This window comes from Bradyrhizobium arachidis (assembly GCF_015291705.1).
Taxonomy (GTDB): Bacteria; Pseudomonadota; Alphaproteobacteria; order Rhizobiales; family Xanthobacteraceae; genus Bradyrhizobium; species Bradyrhizobium arachidis.
Window position 1 is genome coordinate 8,775,233 of the sequence record NZ_CP030050.1, and the last position, 17,034, is coordinate 8,792,266.

Below are 17,034 nucleotides of genomic sequence, written 5' to 3' on the forward strand. Positions count from 1 at the left end.
ATGTACAAGCTCTATTCGATGCAACGCTCGGGCAACAGCTACAAGGTCCGCCTTGCGCTGGCGCTGCTCAACGTGCCCTACGAAGCGATCGAGGTGGACATTCTGCGCGGCGAAAGCCGCACGCCGGATTTTCTGACCAAGAATCCGTCGGGCCAGGTGCCGCTGCTCGATGTCGGCGACGACCGCTTTCTCGCCGAGTCCAACGCCATCCTCTGGTACGTCGCCGTCGGCACGCCGCTCGCGCCGGAGAACCGCATCGATCGCGCCGAGGCGCTGCAATGGATGTTCTTCGAGCAGCACGCGCTCGAGCCGAACATCGGCGCCGCCTATTTCTGGCTGTCGCTGGTCAAGGGCGGCCGCGACCTGCAGACGCACGCGCTGGAGGACTGGATGGAGCGCGGCTATGGCGCGCTGCAGGTGATGGAGAACCATCTCAAGACCAACGCCTATTTCGCCGCCCGCCAGCTCACGGTCGCCGACATCGCGCTGTACGGCTACACCCACCTCGCCGATCGCTGCGACTTCGACCTCTCGACCTTCCCGGCGATTCGGGACTGGCTGAAGCGGGTAGAAGCCACGCCCGGCTTCGTGTCGATGGACTGGCGGCCAGCCGACATCGACGATCCCGCCAGCATCGCCGCGGGCGCCTGAGGGCGCGCCCGCGCTGGCGAATAACGGGTATAAGGTTCATCCTCGCCGCAATCTCGCCATTTTCGGCGCGATAGCCGCCGCAATATTGCCCGTTGAAATAGTGAAATTGTTCGATGTCGCGGGTGATTCGCTCGCACGTTGAAGGATTTAGACCATGATTCGGGCGTCCGGCACGGCAGGCTTTCAGGGCCATACCGATACCGTTTCGTCTTCCCGGCTGACCAACGCGGTCGCGGCCTCGCTCGCCGTCGCCGCGCTCTCGCTGTGCCTGATCGTCACCCTGACGGTGCTGTCGACCAAGGCGACCATGGCGATGGGCCTGCCGGTCTGATTCCCGTCTCATCCTCGACCAGCCTTCAAGGCGCCGCGTGGCCCCCGCCAACCGGCATCGCGACAGGACGTCGATGAAATCACCTGTGGTCATCGTTGCAATCACCCTGACCGCGGCCATCCTGGTCGCAGCGTCGCTGCTGATCTTGGTCGGCACGCGCAAGGGTCCGGGAACGTCGACGCTCAATGTCCCGGCGCAGCAACAGCGCGTGAAGCAGATGCATTTGGGCTAGAGCCCCGCTCCGCCGGAATCGGAACCGGGCTCCGGATTCTTGTGTTGACGCGTTTTCTTGACGCGAACCGGTATCCACTTCGCTCGAAAACGCTCTAAATCATCCGAAAGCTTTGCCCGGAACCACAAGCGCCTCTTAAGCGCATCGCACGAAATCGGATTGCGCTCGCGCAACGGTAGGTCAGTCTGACCGCCTTACTCGTTCAGGGAGGAACGAGATGCGGTTCGGATGGCGTGCGATCTCCGGTCCGGTGCTGACGGCAGCGATTGCGCTGCTCGCGATCCTGCTCGATCGCACCATTCCCCTTCCCTCGCCTGCGCCGGTGTTCGTCTGTGTCGTCGCGCTTGCCGGCGCCTTGTCGGGTTTCGCCTCCGCGATGACCAGCGCGGCGCTCGCCGTGATCGGCGCGGCGCTGTTCTGCCTTGGCCACCGCGCCATGTCCCTCCATGCCGCGGCCGACCTGGTCGGCCTCCTCGCCGTGACCGCCTTCGGCACTGCAGGCATCACCGGCCTGATGCGCGAGCGGCTGCTCGCCACCTTCGCCGCCGAGCGCCAGAGCCACGCCACCGCCGCGCGGCTGTCGGCCGCGCTCGACCAGGTCGACATCGGCATCGTGCTGCTCGATGCCGAGACGCGGGCCGAATTCATCAACCGCGCGTTCCGCGATTATTTTGCGCTGCCGGACGAGATCGCCGACGGCAAGCCGCCGTTCATCGCGCTGATGTATCACGGCCGCGACACCGGCGCGTTCGAGCTGCCCGAGGACGAGCTCAGCACCTTCATCGCGCAGCGCATGGAGATGGTACGGGTCGGCGATGCCACGCCGATCAACATCAAGCTGCGCAATGGCGAGGTGCTGCGCTTCGTCTGCAACGTGCTGCCCGACGGCGGCCGCATGCTGAGCTACACGCCAGTGACCGACCTCGTCCGCCACACCGACGCGCCGGGGCGCGCCGACTACTACCGTTCGCTGCGCGATCCCGCGAACCGCAAGCTGATCCGATATCTGCGCGTCGCGGAGTGATGCGACTGCGCCATCCGCTGCGTTACAATCCGAACCGGCGCTCGCGGAGACAGCCCCTCACCCCACCCTCTCCCCGCAAGAGCGGGGCGAGGGGTGAGAGAGCCGCACGTCCCTTACCCAAGCGAGCGTTGCTCGTCTTAACCTCTCCCCGCCTTTCCGCGGAGAGAGGTCGGATTGCGAAGCAATCCGGGTGAGGGGCATGGCACACTGTCGCCACGACTGAATATCCATCCGTCTCGCAAGACATTTGATCATCTGCACGAACATCCCGTATGAATGACGTTCAATCTCTCGCGGAATTCTCACATGTCGCTCACCATTCGCGCCGTCACGAAGCAGGACTACGACCAATGGCTGCCGCTGTGGGACGGCTACAACGCCTTCTACGGCCGCTCCGGCCCGACCGCGCTCGCGCCCGAAATCACGAAGGTGACGTGGCAGCGCTTCTTCGATGCCTATGAGCCGGTGCATGCGCTGGTCGCCGAGAGCGACGGCAAGTTGCTCGGACTGACGCACTATCTGTTCCACCGCAGCACCACCGCAATCGAGCCGTCCTGCTATCTGCAGGACCTGTTCACGCTGGAAGCCGCGCGCGGCAAAGGCGTCGCCTCGGCGCTGATTTATGGCGTCTACGAGCGCGCGAAGCTTGCGGGATCCCCGCGCGTCTATTGGCAGACGCACGAGACCAACGTCACCGCGCAGAGCCTGTACGACAAGGTCGCCGAGCGCTCCGGCTTCATCGTCTATCGCAAGATCTTCTGATTTTTGCCGGCTTTTCCCGGATCACGCGGCCTGTGGATAACTTTGCCTGTCACTGGCGCGTAACACACCGGGATTAAGTTGCAGCTGCGTCTGATCAGGCCCCCCGTCACCGATCAAGCGCCCCAAAGCGGTCCCCGTCAGTCGCCGCGTCTGACAGGGGCCGCATTTTTTTGGCCGCATGGCAGCAGCGCAGGTGGGCTCCTTGCCGGTCGCGTGCACCGCGGTCACAATACACCGCTGTAGACTTCTGACAGGGATCTCCCATGGAAATTCGTAATCTCGGCGCCTCCGGCCTTCGCGTGTCCGCGGTCGGGCTCGGCTGCAACAATTTCGGCCAGCGCACCGACCTCGAGGCCTCGCGCAAGGTGATCCATCGCGCGCTCGATCTCGGCATCACGCTGTTCGACACCGCCGACATCTATTCCAACATGGGCGGCTCGGAAAACGTGCTCGGCACCGTGCTGGGCGATCGCCGCAAGGACATCGTGCTGGCGACGAAATATTCCAAGCCGATGGCGGAGGACGGCACCAAGCAGGGCGCCTCGCGCCGCTACATCATGGAGGCCGTGGAAGCGAGCCTGAAGCGGCTGAAGACCGACTACATCGATCTCTACCAGCAGCACGATTACGATCCGCTGACGCCGATCGAGGAGAGCCTGCGCGCGCTCGACGATCTCGTCCGCCAGGGCAAGGTGCGCTACATCGGCAATTCGAACTTCCCGGCCTGGCGCATCGCGGAAGCCGAATACGTCGCGCGCGCGATGAATGTCAGCCGCTTCGTCTCCTGCCAGGACGAATATTCACTCGTCGTGCGCGACATCGAGAAGGACCTGCTGCCGGCAGCCGTGGAATACAAGCTCGGCCTGTTGCCGTTCTTCCCGCTCGCGAGCGGCCTTCTCACCGGCAAATACCGGAAGGGCGAGGCCGCGCCCGGCGACACCCGCTTCGGCCAGACGCCGCGATTGCGCGACCGCTACGTCACGCCGCGCAACGAGGCGATCGTCGAGAAGCTGCAGGCATTTGCGACCGCGCGCGGGCACAGCATGCTGGAGCTCGCCTTCTCCTGGCTCGCCGCCCGCCCGCAGGTGTCGAGCGTGATCGCGGGTGCGACCCGCGTCGAGCAGATCGAGCAGAACGTCAAGGCGATCGCCTGGAAGCTCAGCGCGGAGGAGATGGCGGAGATCGACAGGATCACGCTGGGCTGATTTTTGCGGCGCTGATCTCTCCGGCGCGGCGCTATTTGGCGCCGCGTCCCACCGTCTGCATCACCTCAAAACCCTCGAATTGGGGATGGCCGAGATAAAGCGGCTTGTTGTCGCCGGCCTTATGATGCGCGGCGCGAAACGCCTCCGATTTGGTCCACGCTTCGAACGCGGCGTGGTTCGCCCACACCGTGTGCGAGGCGTAGAGCGTGTGGTCCTCCAGCTCCGGCCCGCGCAGCAGATGGAATTCGACGAAGCCCGGCACCTTGTCCAGATGCGTGTCGCGCGTGAGCCAGACCTGCTCGAAGGCGGCCTCGGAGCCTTTGGCGACGCGGAAGCGGTTCATGGCGATGTACATGCGGTGATCTCCTGATGTCCGGCTCATCATGTCGTCATTCCGGGACGCGCCGCAAGGCGCGGGCCCGGAATGACGAGCGTTTGTGGGTTAGGCAACCAATCCCTTCATCGGCCTTGCGCTTGCGCTATCCGGAAACACCGTTTCCGCCAGCACGCGATCGGACAGACCGAACTGCCCCTGCAGCACGCCCTTGATCACCGAGCGCAGATCTGTGGTCGGCTTGAGGTCGCGGCCCTCGTAGAGATTGGCGAGCTTGAGGCCGGGCCAGTCGGAAATGACGCGGCCGCCTTTCACGGCGCCGCCGGCGAGCAGCGCGATGGTGCCGGTGCCGTGATCGGTGCCGTCGGTGCCGTTGATGCGCGCGGTGCGGCCGAACTCGGTGGCGACGACGACGACGGTATCGCGCCAGCGATCAGCGAGGCCGCTTTCGAATTCGGCGAGCGCACCGTCGAGCCCGCCAAGCAGGAAGGCGAGACGCCCGACCGGGCCGCCTTCATTGGCATGCGTGTCCCAACCGTCGAAGGCGAGCGCGGCGATGCGCGGGCCGTCGTCGGCCGCCATCAGTTTTGCCGCGCCGCGCGCGACCTGGCGCATCTGCACGACCTGGTTGCCGGGCTTGCGCTTCATGTCGTCGCCATTCGCTGCCTTCTCGAGCTGGAGGCCTTGCGACAATGCCGCAGCCAGCGCGGGATCGCGGTGGCGGTAGAGATCGGCGAGGCGCATCGCGGTGTCGTCATCGGCCTGCGGCAGCGCGACCGGCGCCCAGCCGACGGTCGGCGCGTTGCCGCGCAGCACCAGCGGCGTGGTGGGGCCGACCGCAAGCCCGCTCGATACGCGCTCGCCGCGCGGCAGCGCTTCCAGCGCGCGGTTGAGCCAGCCGGACTGCACGCGGCCCGGGCCGGCATAGCCGCTTTCGAGCACGTCCTGCCCGTCGAAATGCGAGCGGTCGCGATAGGGCGTTGCGACCGCGTGGATCACTGCGGCATGCCTGTCGCGATACATGCGCGCGAATTCCGGCATCGACGGATGCAGCGCGAAGAAAGGATCGAGCATGATCGCGGGATGCGCGCCGTCGGCCGCGAGCGCGATCGAACCGTGCAGGCCGGCATAGTCGGGATCGCCCACCGGTGCGACGGTCGAGAGCCCGTCGAGCGCGCCGCGCAGGATCACGACAATCAACCTGGGATCGCGCCCGTCGGCCGCGCGCGCGAATTTCGGCAAATAGGCCCAGGCCGCGAACGATGCGCCGCCGAGCAGGAGGCCGCGGCGCGAGGTGAGGAGCCTGTTCTCGACGCAGTCGATCATCATCATCTCCTCTGCATTTCCGGCGACATCAGCAAGAGTGCCAGCGCCTGCTGGCGCGACTCCGCGCGCTCGATGGTCTTGCGCGTCTCGACGGACGCCGCATCCGCCGCGGCAAATTCGAGCAGGTCGAGCGGATCGATGTTGTTGCCGAGCCGCGCGCCCATTTGCGCGGCGATGTCGAGCCGGAGCTTGATGCCTTCCGGCGCAGCCCATGCGGCGCTGGTGTCAGGGAAACCGTTGGGGCCGGCCGGCGACCACAGCGGCTGTCCCAGCAGATTGAGATTGTTGAGGTAGGCGCCGGGATCCTCCGGCACGCGCGCGAGCAGCCGGCCGCTTGCGATGAGGAAATCGTAAGGGCTGCGCATCTTGGTCAGCGGCGCTTTCCAGGCTTCGTCGGAATCGACCAGCGCGGTCGCAAGCGCCTTGAGGTCGCCATCGGTCCTGACGAAGACGTCGCGCAGCCGCGCCACCAGCGCCGGCGGCGGATCATCGGCGACGAAGTGGCGGACGAACTTTGTCACGATGAAATTCGCGGTCGAGGGATGGCGCGCGATGTCGGCGAGCGCGGCCTCGCCTTGCGCGAGGCCCGCCGGCTCGTAGGTCTTGCCGAGCAGCACCTGCGGGCCGGGCTGATGCGCATTGGTGTTGAACACGAAGGAGCCTGGTGTGCCGAGCTGCCCCTGCCGCCCGGCAAAGGTCCACCCCGTGATGATGCGCGCGAGCGAGGTGACGTCCTCCTGCGTATAGCCGCCGCCGACGCCGAGCGTATGCAGCTCCATGATCTCGCGCGCGAGATTTTCATTCAGCCCGCGCTTGCGGTTTTGCCCCGCGCGCGAATCCGGGCCGAGCGATTGCTGGTTGTCGAGGAAGAACAGCATCGCCGGATGCTGCTCGACGGCTTTCAACATGTCGGCGAAGCGCCCGAGCACGTGCGGGCGGATCGCCTCGCGCTCGAACGCGCCGGCCCAGATCCGCGCCAGCTCGCCCTTGCTGGCGGAGATGCAGAAATGATTGGACCAGAACACGACGAGCCGCTCGGTGAAACCGCACTCGACCAGCGTCGCGCGCTGCAACCGCGCCAGCGCCTCGGCGCGAAAGGTCTTTTGGATGACGTTGAGCGGCTGCGGTGCAGGCTTTGCGGCCGGCGGCGCGGCAGCGCCCGGCTGCATCATCTCGGGCTTCGCCGCAGTGTCGGCCGGCTTCGCCTCCGTCATCTGGCCGGCAATCTCGGTTGCGACCGCATTCAGCGAGAGGTTTCTGCGGAGGCCCGGCTTCTGGTCGGCCGGCGCCGGCTGTGGCGCTTCAGCGGGCGCGGCGGCCTTCGCCGCCTCACGCGCCTGCTTGACCTGGTCCTGATAGGCAAACACCGCCTGCCCGAGCTGCGGCGTCGATTGCAGGCCCGGCGCTTCCAGCAGCACGCCGTTGGGGCGCGCCAGTTCCGCCTTCACGAAGCCTCTGGGATCGGAGGCCGCATTGATGAGATCGCCGGATGCGCCGCCGCGGGCGCCGAAACCGAAGCGGTTGAGCGCGACGAGGGCGGCTTGCGAATCGCGGGCCATCGATTTGTCCTTCGCGCCTTGCCAACCGCTTTCCTGAAACGTGCGCGGCGCCTAATATACCGCAGCGGCAGATGAACCCGACATGAAAATGACGCCGAAGCTTTTGCGTAAATCATGACAATCCCGAAAGAATCCCCGGCGCCGGAACCGCGCCGCCTCACCTGCTCCCGCTGCGGCACCGAGTTCGGCTGCGACCTCTCGGGCAATTGCTGGTGCGCGGAGGAGACCGCAAAGCTGCCGATGCCGGTCGAGGGCGAGGATTGTCTGTGCCGGGAGTGTTTGCGGAAGGCGGCGGGCGCGGCGAGCGCTGCTCGTTAAGTGCGAGAAGGCCACCACACCCTAGCTGTCGTCCCTGCCCAGTGCGCAATTGCGCACGTGACGCAGGGACCCATAACCACAGGGAGAAGTTTGGCGAAAGACCGTCGCTCGGTACTCATACCAAGCACGCTCGATAGATCACGCGGTATGGGTCCCTGCGTTCGCAGGGACGACAGTGGAGAGAGTGTGCCCTACACCGCGTGCCCCGGCGACTTGCGCGCCATGCCGTCGAACGCATCGAGCAGCTTCTCGCGCCAGGCGTAGACCGGATCATCCGCTTCGAGCAGCTTGAACGGGCTCGTCACCCGCGCCCATTGGAAGCCGCCGAACACGATGTAGTCGGCATAGTTCGGCGCGCTGCCGCCGATAAAGGGCTGCTTCTTCAGGGTCTGCCGCATCACCTCCAGCGACTTGCGGAACGCGACCACGCCGGTATCGCGGTTCGCCATCACCTGTTCCAGGCTCTTGCCGCCAAAACGCGCCTCGCGCGACTGGCGGAAATAGGCGGCGTCGACGTCGGCGAGATTGTGCGGGATGTCGGCGACGATCAGCGGAAAGATGCCGCCGACGATGGCGATGTCGCCCCAGGCATTGAGCATGCGCGCCATGGCGCGGCCGCCCTCACCGCCGAACAGCGATGGGCGATCCGGAAAATTGTCCTCGAGATAATTCGCGATCGCCCAGGAATCGATTACCGGCTTGTCGTGATGCAAGAGCACCGGAACCTTTTCCGAGCCGTGCGGCGCGATCGCGCTCTTCTCGGTGAAGCGCCAGGGCAGCGATTCCGCCGCAAGGCCCTTATGCGCTAGCGCCATCCGCGTGCGCCAGCAATACGGGCTGAAGGGGCGCGCCGCGTCGGTGCCGACGAGTTCGAACAGTTTGAGTGACATGATCAATTCCATTGCTGCAACTGCCGAGCACAGTAGCCTTCACGGCAGGGAGCGCAAGAAAGCCGTCCCGTCGCCGGTGCCGGGGTGTGACCCGACGGCCTCGCTGGCCCTCGCGCCGGACCGGCTGCTGCGTGTTGAGCCGGTCCCGGATTGGACTTAAGCTCGGGCATTTCAAACAGCGGGAGGCATTGCAATGACCAGAACCATTCCACGGCGCGATTTCCTGCTCGGCTCGGCGGCACTCGCGGGAGCAGCGGCCGCAAATGCCTTCACCTGTGTCGAGATCGCGAACGCTGCGCCGATGGCTGTTCCGACCGTCGACAAGCTTTCGGTCCGCGTTCTCGTGGATTCGAGCTTCGACCTGTTCTTCCGCCCCAAGCAGATCAACGGCGTCTCGATCGCACCGGCCGCGCGCGGTGGCGATTTCCGCAAATCGCTGCACAATGAATGGGGCCTGTCGCTCTGGCTGGAATCCGAAGGCGGCGGCAACCAGCGCACGCTGATGCTGGACTACGGCTACACGCCCGAGGTGCTGCTCAACAACATGGCGCTGATCGGCGTCGATCCGGCCAAGCTCAACGCGCTGATCGTCAGCCACGGCCATTACGATCATTTCGGCGGCCTGAACGGCTTCCTCGACAAGTTCCGCGACAAGCTGCCCGCCGACCTCAAGCTCTATGCGGGCGGCGAGGATAATTTCTGCCACCGCGTCAACCCGACGCCGACGCAGGGGCAGTTCGCCGATTTCGGCACGCTCGACCGCCGCCAGCTCGCGGCGCAGAAGGTGACGACCGTGCTGTGCGAAACGCCGACCGTGATCGCGGACCATGCCTTCACCACCGGCAAGATCACCCGCCGCAGCAGCGAGCGCGTGCTGCCGAACACCCTGGTCGAGTTCGGCATCAAGGACGGGCTGGGCTGCAATGTCGGCCACTATTTGCCCGCGGAGATGGAGGGCAAGATCGTGCCGGACGAGCACATCCACGAGCACGCCACCTGCTTCAACGTGCGGGATCTCGGCCTCGTCGTGATCTCGTCCTGCGGCCATGTCGGCATCGTCAACTCGGTGAAGCAGGCGCAGGAGGTGTCGGGCATTCAGAAGGTGCACGCCATCGTCGGCGGCTTCCATCTCGGCCCGGCGCCCAAGGACTACCTCACGCAGGTCGTGAGCGAGATCAAGGCGCTCAATCCTGACGTCGTGGTGCCCATGCATTGCAGTGGCCTCAACTTCGCACAGGAAGCCAATGCCCAGATGGAGGGCAAGGTGGTGGTGACGACGACGGGCAGCCGCCTCACCTTCGGGCTGTGATGCGAGGCGCCTGGCTTTGCGCGATGCTGGCGCTCGCCTGCGCGGGCGTGGCGCAGGCGCGCTCGGCTGCGGAGACCATGGACATCCTGATGTGGAATCGGGAGCCGGTCGGCGGCCCGTTCGAGCTGATCGACCAGACCGGCAAGCCGCGCAGCGACCGCGACTTTCGCGGGCGGCTGATGCTGGTCTATTTCGGCTTCACCTACTGCCCCGATGTCTGCCCGACCGACCTGATGGCGATCGGACAGGCGCTCGAGCAGCTCGGCCCGGACGCCGACGCCGTACAGCCGGTCTTCATCACGCTCGATCCCGAACGCGACACGGCTGAGCATCTCGCCGAATACGTGCCGCTGTTTCATCCGCGGCTGCTCGGGCTGACCGGCAGCCTCGACGCCATCGAGGCGACGGCAGAGGCCTACAAGGTTTATTTTGCCAAGATCCCGATCGGCAAGGACGCCGGCGAATACACGGTCGACCACACGTCCTTCATCTATCTCATGGATCGCGACGGAAAATATCTCGGCTTCTTTCCGCCGGGCACCTCGGCCGAGCGCATGGTCGAGATCATCCGGCCCCGACTGGCGGCGCCTTCGCGCTAGCACTCCGGCGGGAGCAAGTCGAAGCAACGTGCTCACCGCCCGTTCGTGCGCAACAATTTCTCGCCGCCTTCGGTCACGGCGATGACGAGCCCAATGCCGGGCAGCGTCTCGCGGGCGACGTAGCCGCGCTCAGCGGCGTCCTCCCAGATGGTGAGGCGCGGGCACGAGGTCTTCCAGGTCGAAATCACCTCGGCATAGGCGCGCGGCTCGCGCGCGACCCATTCGACGAAATCCAGCACCAGCGGATCGGCGGTCTCGCTCATTGCAAACCTCCCTTTACTGCAGGCCACCTTTGGCGAAGGCGGCCAGCACCGGCGCGCGAAGCTGGAGCCAGCCGCCATAGGCGATATAGTAGCAGGCGATGGTGGTGATCAGCTTGTTCGACCAGGCCACGAATTGCTGATCTGTCATGGCTTCGAGGATGCGCCGCGCCAGCGTGGTGCCGAGCATGGAGGCTGTGATCGCAACGCCCGCGAGCACGGGATCGAGGCTCGCGGCCTGATCGATCACGCCGCCGAAATAGATCAGTTTTGTGAAATGGCTGACGAGCTGGCACATCGCTTTCGTCGCGACCTTCTCGCGCCGGCCGAAATCGCCGCCGAGGAAGAAGGTGTCGAGCAGCGGGCCGGACACGCCGGTCATCAGCATCAGCCCCATGCAGATCGTGCCGTAGACCGTGCCCTGCCAGAGCCTATCGGGGTCCGGCTTGATGTTCGCCGGCAGCAGCCGCGCCATGAATGGCGTCGCGCCCAGCATCAGCAGCGCGACCGGCTTGTCCGGCACGTAGCGCGTGATCGACCAGGCCGCGAGCGCAATGGCAGCGCCGACCATGTAGTTCGCGACCGGCCGCCAGCGGATATGCGCCCGCCACAGGAACGCGCGCCAGCCGTTCGAGGCCATCTGCGTGATCGCATGCAGCACCATCGCAGTCGGCAGCGGCATCAGGGCGAGCAGCACGCCGATCAGGATCAGCCCGCCCGCCATGCCGAACAGCCCCGACAGGAACGCGGTGGCGACCATCAGCAATCCAAGGGCAGCGATCATGAAGGGCGTCACGAGTATCTCCGGTGTGGCGAGTAAGGGACGCACGCTGTTTCACTCCCTCGCCCCGCTTGCGGGGAGAGGGTGGGGTGAGGGGGGTCTCTGCAGGGACGGAAGCAGTGAGACTCGCGGAGAGTCCCCCTCACCCGGAATTTGCTTGCGCAAATTCCGGCCTCTCCCCGCGCGCGGGGAGAGGCGAAGGGACCGCGCCCGCCTTCAACAAATCAGCCTGAATTACTCCCATTCTTGTGCCTCGCTTGCTCCCCCTCCGCAAACTGAGTTATCTTGGCCTGGCATCAGCTTTCCTGAGGGTCAGTCATTTGCGGCGGCTGCTGTTTCTCAACGGCATCAAGGCATTCGAGGCGGCGGCGCGGACCGGCAGCTTTGCTGCGGCCGGGCTCGAACTCAGCGTGTCGGCGGCCGCGGTTAGCCGCATGGTGCATCTGCTCGAAGAGCGGCTCGGCGTCGCGCTGTTCGAGCGCAAGGCCAACAGGCTGGTGCTGACGCAGGCCGGCCGCGCCTATCAGAGCGGGCTGACGCCGATCTTCGATGCGCTGGCCAGCCTCACCGCGCAGGTGACGGCGCCCTCCGGCATGCGCGTACTCACCATCGGCGTCGGCCACACTTTCGCGATGCGCTGGCTGATCCCACGCCTGTCGGAGTTTCGCAGCGAGGAGCCGGACATCGAAGTGCGCTTCACCACCGGCGGCGCCTCGGTGCCGTTCGGCGAGGACTGGAGCTGCGGCATCAAGCTCGGCACCGGCGACTGGCCGGGGCTGGTCGCGGAGCCGCTGTTCGCCGGCGACCTCACGCCGGTCTGCGTGCCGCGCCTCGCCACCTCGTTGAAACGCCCGGCCGATCTCAAGGGCCCGACCCTGATCCGTGTCGAACATTCGCCGGAGGACTGGCCGATCTGGCTGAAGGCCGCGAACCTCACGCGCATCAATCCGCGCGGCCCCGAGTTCCAGTTCTATGGCCAGGCGCTGCAGGCCGCCGCCGACGGGCTCGGCATCGCCATGGGCATCCGGCCCTATATCGACGACGACATCGCCGCTGGCCGGCTGGTCGCGCCATTCGATCTCTCGGTGCCCAAGGGCATGCGCTGGTATCTCCTCTATCGCAGTTTTCAGACCGAGCAGCGCGACTTCGCCGCGTTCCGCCGCTGGATCATGCGCGCCGCGTCGGAACCCGCCGCCCGCCCGCGGCGGCTGGGCCGGGCGGCCGCACGCGGCTAGTTCCGTTCCACTCGCTCAAACGCTCTAGCCCTCACCCGTTCGGGTGAAAAAGCTGGACTGCATGTGAACGGCTTCACATACCGAAATCCTCAAACGTGGTCCTCTAACCCTCCGACACGAGCATTTGGGGACTACCTATGACGACCATCTACGACGGCTTTGACATTGAATCCTTCGAGGCCGGCAAAGGCCTCTGGCACGCCCGTATCCGGCGCGCCGATTTCAGCCCGCTTGCCATCGACGGCGTGCTGTTTCCGGCCATGGAAGTCGGCTTCGCCTGGCCCGACCGCGACGCCGCGATCGCCGACGCCAAGCACCACATCGATCGCTTCCGCCGGCGCGCCGACAGCGACGACGAATAAGCGGATTTCCGAGGGAACAGCTGCAGCGAGGTAAGACAGGGAACCGGTCATGTCAGTGATGGAATTCGAAGACACACCGCGGCCTCGGATCTACGCCCGCAGCGTGCTGTCGAAATGCCCGGAATGCGACGGCGATCTCACGGTGCTCCGTGTGATCGCCGGCCGCGCCGGATGCGAGTACTGGGCCATGCGCTGCACCGATTGCGGCGGCATCCATCTCGACATCCTGAAGCCGCATCAGGCCGGCGACGACAAGGGCCCGCGGCCGGCCGCGTGACATCGCGGCCTGCTGCCAACCTGCTGTCAGCAGCCTGAACGGAGCCGGGCATTCGCCCTTTCCTGAGAGCCGGACTCGTCCCATATTCGCCTCATGGCGAAGAAACCTGCTCCCCCAAAATCCCCCAAAACCAAGGCCCCGAACTCCAAAGCGCATCGACCCGATGTGCAGCCGATCGGGCCGGCGCTGGCCGAGCTGCTCAATCCCGCGATCAATCGCGGCGATGCCGGGCTGGGATCGGGCACCGGGCTGCAGCCGCCGCCGGACAATTCGCGCGACCGCCGCGCCGGGGGCGAGGCCGCCGCGCATCGCGCGCGCGCCTCGACGCCGAAGGAGTTTCCGCAGGACACGACGCGGCCGATGCCGCTGCGGCCCAATCCGCAGCCGCCGGGGGCGCGCGCCTCGACCGAAGGTTTCGACGAGGCGCCACAAGCCAATTACGGCACTGCCGCCACGATCCCGACGCTCGATCCGGAACTGGCGCGGCAGCTTGGCCTGCCCACCGAAGAAGACGACGCGGAAGCGCTGGCGCGCCCGCCACGTTCCAAGATGGAGGCGCTCGGCGTCAAGGCGACCGCCGACGCGCTGGAATCGCTGATCCGCGAAGGACGGCCGGAGTTCCGCAAGGACGACGGCTCCATGAAGGTGTGGACGCCGCATCGCCCGCCGCGCCCGGAAAAGTCCGAAGGCGGCGTGCGCTTCGAGATCAAGTCATCCTACGAGCCGCGCGGCGACCAGCCGACCGCGATCAAGGAGCTGGTCGAGGGCATCGAGCGCAACGACCGCTCGCAGGTGCTGCTCGGCGTCACCGGCTCCGGCAAGACCTACACCATGGCCAAGGTGATCGAGGCGACGCAGCGCCCCGCGCTGATCCTGGCGCCGAACAAGACGCTCGCCGCCCAGCTCTATGGCGAGTTCAAGAACTTTTTTCCTGATAACGCGGTCGAGTATTTTGTCAGTTATTACGACTACTACCAGCCTGAAGCGTATGTCCCTCGCACGGACACGTACATAGAAAAGGACTCGTCCATCAACGAGCAGATCGACCGCATGCGCCACTCGGCGACGCGCGCGCTGCTCGAACGCGACGACGTCATTATCGTGGCGTCGGTGTCCTGCATCTACGGTATCGGCTCGGTCGAGACCTACACCGCGATGACCTTCGCGCTGAAGAAGGGCGAGCGCATCGACCAGCGCCAGCTGATCGCCGACCTCGTCGCACTCCAGTACAAGCGCACCCAGGCCGACTTTACCCGCGGCACGTTTCGCGTGCGCGGCGACGTCATCGACATCTTCCCGGCGCACTATGAGGACCGCGCCTGGCGGGTGAATTTGTTCGGCGACACCATCGAACAGATCGAGGAATTCGATCCGCTCACCGGCCACAAGCAGGATGAGCTCGAATTCATCAAGATGTACGCCAATTCCCACTACGTGACGCCGCGCCCGACGCTGGTGCAGGCGATCAAGTCGATCAAGTTCGAATTGAAGCAGCGGCTCGACCAGCTGCATGATCAAGGCCGTCTGCTCGAAGCGCAGCGACTGGAGCAGCGCACCACGTTCGACCTCGAGATGATGGAGGCGACCGGAAGCTGCGCCGGCATCGAGAACTATTCGCGCTATCTCACCGGGCGCCGCCCCGGCGAGCCGCCGCCGACGCTGTTCGAATACGTCCCCGACAACGCGCTGATCTTCGCCGACGAGAGCCACGTCACCATCCCGCAGATCGGCGCCATGTTCCGCGGCGACTTCCGCCGCAAGGCGACGCTGGCCGAATACGGCTTCCGCCTGCCATCCTGCATGGACAACCGCCCCTTGCGCTTCGAGGAGTGGGACATGATGCGGCCGCAGACGGTTGCGGTGTCGGCGACGCCGAGCGGCTGGGAGCTCAACGAGAGCGGCGGCGTCTTTGTCGAGCAGGTCATCCGCCCGACCGGCTTGATCGATCCCCCTGTCGACATCCGCCCCGCCCGCACCCAGGTCGACGATCTCGTCGGCGAGGTCCGCGCCACCGCGCAGGCCGGCTATCGCTCGCTGATCACGGTGCTCACCAAGCGCATGGCGGAGGACCTCACCGAATATCTGCACGAGCAGGGCATTCGCGTCCGCTACATGCACAGCGACATCGACACCATCGAGCGCATCGAGATCATCCGCGACCTCCGTCTCGGTGCGTTCGACGCGCTGGTCGGCATCAACCTGCTGCGCGAGGGTCTCGACATTCCCGAATGCGCGCTGGTCGCGATCCTCGACGCCGACAAGGAAGGCTTTTTGCGCAGCGAGACCTCGCTGATCCAGACCATCGGCCGCGCCGCGCGCAACGTCGACGGCAAGGTGATCCTCTATGCCGACAGCATGACCGGCTCGATGGAGCGCGCCATTGCGGAAACCAATCGGCGTCGCGAAAAACAGGTCGAGTACAACAACGCCAACGGCATCACGCCGGAGAGCGTGAAGAAGCAGATCGGCGACATCCTCAACTCCGTCTACGAGCGCGACCACGTGCTTGTCGAGGTCGGCGGCCACGACATGACCGACGACGTCATCTCGATCGGCCACAACTTTGAAGCCGTGCTCGCCGATCTGGAAACGCGGATGCGCGAGGCCGCTGCCGATTTGAACTTCGAGGAAGCCGCGCGCCTGCGCGACGAAGTCAAGCGCCTGCGCGCGACAGAGCTTGCGGTGGTCGACGACCCGACCGCGAAGCAGCGCGCCGTCGCGGGCAAGGCCGGCGCCTATGCGGGAGCGAAGAAGTATGGCGACGCCGCGAACCTGCCGGTGAGTGCCATGAAGAAAAAGACCGTGAGCTCTGCGCTGAAAGCCAGCGGCGGAGGCAGCGGATCGCGGGTGCACAAGCCGCATCTCGACGAGATGCACGGGCCGGAATCGCTGCCCTATCGCGCCAATCAGACGCTACCGTCAAAGCCGTTCGGCAGCACGAGCCGGATCATCCAGCCGACGGACTCAAGGCAGTCCGGGCCGGAGTTCGGGCCCGCGCCGAAGTCGACGGGTGGAGCGCCGGGACGACGCGGGGGCTGGAAGAAGCGGTAGGGACGCAGCGGCGCCAGTCGTGGCTATGGATTCCGGGCTCGCCGCTTTGCGGCGCCCGGAATGACGGCGGAGAGATGTCCCCTTACCCCACACTCGCCGTCACCACCGCCATCACCGACAGCAGCAGTACGATCGTCATGAGCTGAAGTGACGCGACCGGCTGGGTGCGCCAGGCGGTGATCTTGTCGGACAGCGACAGATGGGCCTCGAAGAATTTCGGTTCGTAGACAGTCTTGAAGAAGCCGGGGAAGCTCGGGCCGAGAGTCACCGCGAGCAGCGCGTGCATCAGCGAGGCGATAGCGACGAAGATGGCGACGCCGGGGTCGCCGACGAGGTCGTGGTTGCCGATCAGCTTGAGCAGGAAGGCCGCGGCGGCGAAGGTCGGGAAGCTCTGCAGCGTGGCGGTCAGCGCGAGGCCTTCGAGCGCGTTGTGGAGGCGGGACTTTCTCGCGGCGGCGATGGTGGCGGCCATGGCATGTCTCCCTGGTGACATGCACATGACGCTATCCGCACCGGCGAGGGCGTGAT

At 65.8% G+C, this 17,034-nt stretch carries 20 protein-coding genes; 13 read left to right on the top strand and 7 right to left on the bottom strand.

Features of this window, described 5'->3' with window-relative positions; all coding sequences use genetic code 11:
• The 6 genes from WN72_RS41390 (at nt 1) to WN72_RS41415 (ending at nt 4,205) form a co-directional block, all read left to right on the top strand.
• Nucleotides 1-651 carry a glutathione S-transferase family protein gene (locus tag WN72_RS41390; RefSeq protein ID WP_027562986.1) on the top strand — a complete coding sequence of 217 codons (651 nt, stop codon included), beginning with the start codon at nt 1-3 and terminating at the stop codon, nt 649-651.
• 154 nt (nt 652-805) lie between these two features.
• A complete protein-coding gene (locus WN72_RS41395; RefSeq protein ID WP_167336551.1) occupies nt 806-982 on the top strand; it encodes a hypothetical protein in 177 nt (58 codons plus the stop codon).
• A 73-nt stretch (nt 983-1,055) separates the two neighbouring features.
• Complete coding sequence (locus WN72_RS41400; RefSeq protein ID WP_167380759.1) at nt 1,056-1,214, top strand: hypothetical protein; 159 nt, start codon at nt 1,056-1,058, stop codon at nt 1,212-1,214.
• A 217-nt stretch (nt 1,215-1,431) separates the two neighbouring features.
• A complete protein-coding gene (locus tag WN72_RS41405; RefSeq protein WP_092215234.1) occupies nt 1,432-2,238 on the top strand; it encodes a PAS-domain containing protein in 807 nt (268 codons plus the stop codon).
• A gap of 306 nt (nt 2,239-2,544) precedes the next feature.
• The gene (locus WN72_RS41410; protein ID WP_092215395.1) at nt 2,545-3,000 is read left to right on the top strand and encodes a GNAT family N-acetyltransferase; all 456 of its coding nucleotides are present in this window, start codon (nt 2,545-2,547) and stop codon (nt 2,998-3,000) included.
• A gap of 263 nt (nt 3,001-3,263) precedes the next feature.
• Complete coding sequence (locus tag WN72_RS41415; RefSeq protein WP_092215235.1) at nt 3,264-4,205, top strand: aldo/keto reductase; 942 nt, start codon at nt 3,264-3,266, stop codon at nt 4,203-4,205.
• Nucleotides 4,206-4,236: 31 nt separating this feature from the next.
• Here WN72_RS41415 and hmuQ read toward each other — a convergent pair whose 3' ends face one another.
• The 3 genes from hmuQ to WN72_RS41430 form a co-directional block, all read right to left on the bottom strand.
• Nucleotides 4,237-4,560 (bottom strand): heme-degrading protein HmuQ, encoded by a 324-nt coding sequence (hmuQ, locus tag WN72_RS41420; RefSeq protein WP_092215237.1) that lies wholly within the window; start codon nt 4,558-4,560, stop codon nt 4,237-4,239.
• A gap of 87 nt (nt 4,561-4,647) precedes the next feature.
• Nucleotides 4,648-5,865, bottom strand: coding sequence for a DUF1501 domain-containing protein (locus tag WN72_RS41425; protein WP_167380760.1), 1,218 nt, complete (start codon nt 5,863-5,865; stop codon nt 4,648-4,650).
• 2 nt (nt 5,866-5,867) lie between these two features.
• Nucleotides 5,868-7,424 (bottom strand): DUF1800 domain-containing protein, encoded by a 1,557-nt coding sequence (locus tag WN72_RS41430; protein WP_092215241.1) that lies wholly within the window; start codon nt 7,422-7,424, stop codon nt 5,868-5,870.
• 114 nt (nt 7,425-7,538) lie between these two features.
• Between WN72_RS41430 and WN72_RS47340 the strand changes: the two genes are divergently transcribed.
• Nucleotides 7,539-7,742, top strand: a complete 204-nt coding sequence (locus WN72_RS47340; RefSeq protein ID WP_028146510.1) for a cysteine-rich CWC family protein — start codon at nt 7,539-7,541, stop codon at nt 7,740-7,742.
• Between the two features lie 191 nt (nt 7,743-7,933).
• Here WN72_RS47340 and WN72_RS41435 read toward each other — a convergent pair whose 3' ends face one another.
• Entirely contained in the window at nt 7,934-8,632 is a 699-nt protein-coding gene (locus tag WN72_RS41435; protein WP_027562994.1) for a glutathione S-transferase family protein, read from the bottom strand.
• Nucleotides 8,633-8,825: 193 nt separating this feature from the next.
• Between WN72_RS41435 and WN72_RS41440 the strand changes: the two genes are divergently transcribed.
• Entirely contained in the window at nt 8,826-9,941 is a 1,116-nt protein-coding gene (locus tag WN72_RS41440; protein WP_092215243.1) for an MBL fold metallo-hydrolase, read from the top strand.
• Nucleotides 9,942-9,964: 23 nt separating this feature from the next.
• Nucleotides 9,965-10,540, top strand: a complete 576-nt coding sequence (locus WN72_RS41445) for an SCO family protein (RefSeq protein WP_244553725.1) — start codon at nt 9,965-9,967, stop codon at nt 10,538-10,540.
• A 32-nt stretch (nt 10,541-10,572) separates the two neighbouring features.
• On the opposite strand, the gene WN72_RS41450 is transcribed toward WN72_RS41445, so the two are convergent.
• Nucleotides 10,573-10,803 (bottom strand): hypothetical protein, encoded by a 231-nt coding sequence (locus WN72_RS41450; protein WP_092215247.1) that lies wholly within the window; start codon nt 10,801-10,803, stop codon nt 10,573-10,575.
• A gap of 13 nt (nt 10,804-10,816) precedes the next feature.
• Nucleotides 10,817-11,596, bottom strand: a complete 780-nt coding sequence (locus WN72_RS41455) for a sulfite exporter TauE/SafE family protein (protein ID WP_092215249.1) — start codon at nt 11,594-11,596, stop codon at nt 10,817-10,819.
• A 305-nt stretch (nt 11,597-11,901) separates the two neighbouring features.
• Between WN72_RS41455 and WN72_RS41460 the strand changes: the two genes are divergently transcribed.
• The 4 genes from WN72_RS41460 to uvrB all read left to right on the top strand — a co-directional run bounded on the left by WN72_RS41460 (nt 11,902) and on the right by uvrB (nt 16,506).
• The gene (locus tag WN72_RS41460; protein WP_027562999.1) at nt 11,902-12,816 is read left to right on the top strand and encodes a LysR substrate-binding domain-containing protein; all 915 of its coding nucleotides are present in this window, start codon (nt 11,902-11,904) and stop codon (nt 12,814-12,816) included.
• Between the two features lie 137 nt (nt 12,817-12,953).
• The gene (locus WN72_RS41465) at nt 12,954-13,178 is read left to right on the top strand and encodes a hypothetical protein (protein WP_027563000.1); all 225 of its coding nucleotides are present in this window, start codon (nt 12,954-12,956) and stop codon (nt 13,176-13,178) included.
• A gap of 49 nt (nt 13,179-13,227) precedes the next feature.
• Nucleotides 13,228-13,455 carry a hypothetical protein gene (locus WN72_RS41470; protein WP_027563001.1) on the top strand — a complete coding sequence of 76 codons (228 nt, stop codon included), beginning with the start codon at nt 13,228-13,230 and terminating at the stop codon, nt 13,453-13,455.
• A gap of 93 nt (nt 13,456-13,548) precedes the next feature.
• Nucleotides 13,549-16,506, top strand: coding sequence for an excinuclease ABC subunit UvrB (gene uvrB, locus WN72_RS41475; protein ID WP_027563002.1), 2,958 nt, complete (start codon nt 13,549-13,551; stop codon nt 16,504-16,506).
• A gap of 82 nt (nt 16,507-16,588) precedes the next feature.
• On the opposite strand, the gene WN72_RS41480 is transcribed toward uvrB, so the two are convergent.
• The gene (locus WN72_RS41480) at nt 16,589-16,978 is read right to left on the bottom strand and encodes a hypothetical protein (RefSeq protein ID WP_092215251.1); all 390 of its coding nucleotides are present in this window, start codon (nt 16,976-16,978) and stop codon (nt 16,589-16,591) included.
• Nucleotides 16,979-17,034: the final 56 nt, after the last annotated feature.

Bases quoted from the DNA above. Each gene is read 5' to 3' on its own strand.
- WN72_RS41390 (WP_027562986.1), top strand. From the start codon at position 1: ATGTACAAGCTCTATTCGATGCAACGCTCGGGCAACAGCTACAAGGTC.
- WN72_RS41395 (WP_167336551.1), top strand. From the start codon at position 806: ATGATTCGGGCGTCCGGCACGGCAGGCTTTCAGGGCCATACCGATACC.
- WN72_RS41400 (WP_167380759.1), top strand. From the start codon at position 1,056: ATGAAATCACCTGTGGTCATCGTTGCAATCACCCTGACCGCGGCCATC.
- WN72_RS41405 (WP_092215234.1), top strand. From the start codon at position 1,432: ATGCGGTTCGGATGGCGTGCGATCTCCGGTCCGGTGCTGACGGCAGCG.
- WN72_RS41410 (WP_092215395.1), top strand. From the start codon at position 2,545: ATGTCGCTCACCATTCGCGCCGTCACGAAGCAGGACTACGACCAATGG.
- WN72_RS41415 (WP_092215235.1), top strand. From the start codon at position 3,264: ATGGAAATTCGTAATCTCGGCGCCTCCGGCCTTCGCGTGTCCGCGGTC.
- hmuQ (WP_092215237.1), bottom strand. From the start codon at position 4,560: ATGTACATCGCCATGAACCGCTTCCGCGTCGCCAAAGGCTCCGAGGCC.
- WN72_RS41425 (WP_167380760.1), bottom strand. From the start codon at position 5,865: ATGATCGACTGCGTCGAGAACAGGCTCCTCACCTCGCGCCGCGGCCTC.
- WN72_RS41430 (WP_092215241.1), bottom strand. From the start codon at position 7,424: ATGGCCCGCGATTCGCAAGCCGCCCTCGTCGCGCTCAACCGCTTCGGT.
- WN72_RS47340 (WP_028146510.1), top strand. From the start codon at position 7,539: ATGACAATCCCGAAAGAATCCCCGGCGCCGGAACCGCGCCGCCTCACC.
- WN72_RS41435 (WP_027562994.1), bottom strand. From the start codon at position 8,632: ATGTCACTCAAACTGTTCGAACTCGTCGGCACCGACGCGGCGCGCCCC.
- WN72_RS41440 (WP_092215243.1), top strand. From the start codon at position 8,826: ATGACCAGAACCATTCCACGGCGCGATTTCCTGCTCGGCTCGGCGGCA.
- WN72_RS41445 (WP_244553725.1), top strand. From the start codon at position 9,965: ATGCTGGCGCTCGCCTGCGCGGGCGTGGCGCAGGCGCGCTCGGCTGCG.
- WN72_RS41450 (WP_092215247.1), bottom strand. From the start codon at position 10,803: ATGAGCGAGACCGCCGATCCGCTGGTGCTGGATTTCGTCGAATGGGTC.
- WN72_RS41465 (WP_027563000.1), top strand. From the start codon at position 12,954: ATGACGACCATCTACGACGGCTTTGACATTGAATCCTTCGAGGCCGGC.
- WN72_RS41470 (WP_027563001.1), top strand. From the start codon at position 13,228: ATGTCAGTGATGGAATTCGAAGACACACCGCGGCCTCGGATCTACGCC.
- uvrB (WP_027563002.1), top strand. From the start codon at position 13,549: ATGGCGAAGAAACCTGCTCCCCCAAAATCCCCCAAAACCAAGGCCCCG.
- WN72_RS41480 (WP_092215251.1), bottom strand. From the start codon at position 16,978: ATGGCCGCCACCATCGCCGCCGCGAGAAAGTCCCGCCTCCACAACGCG.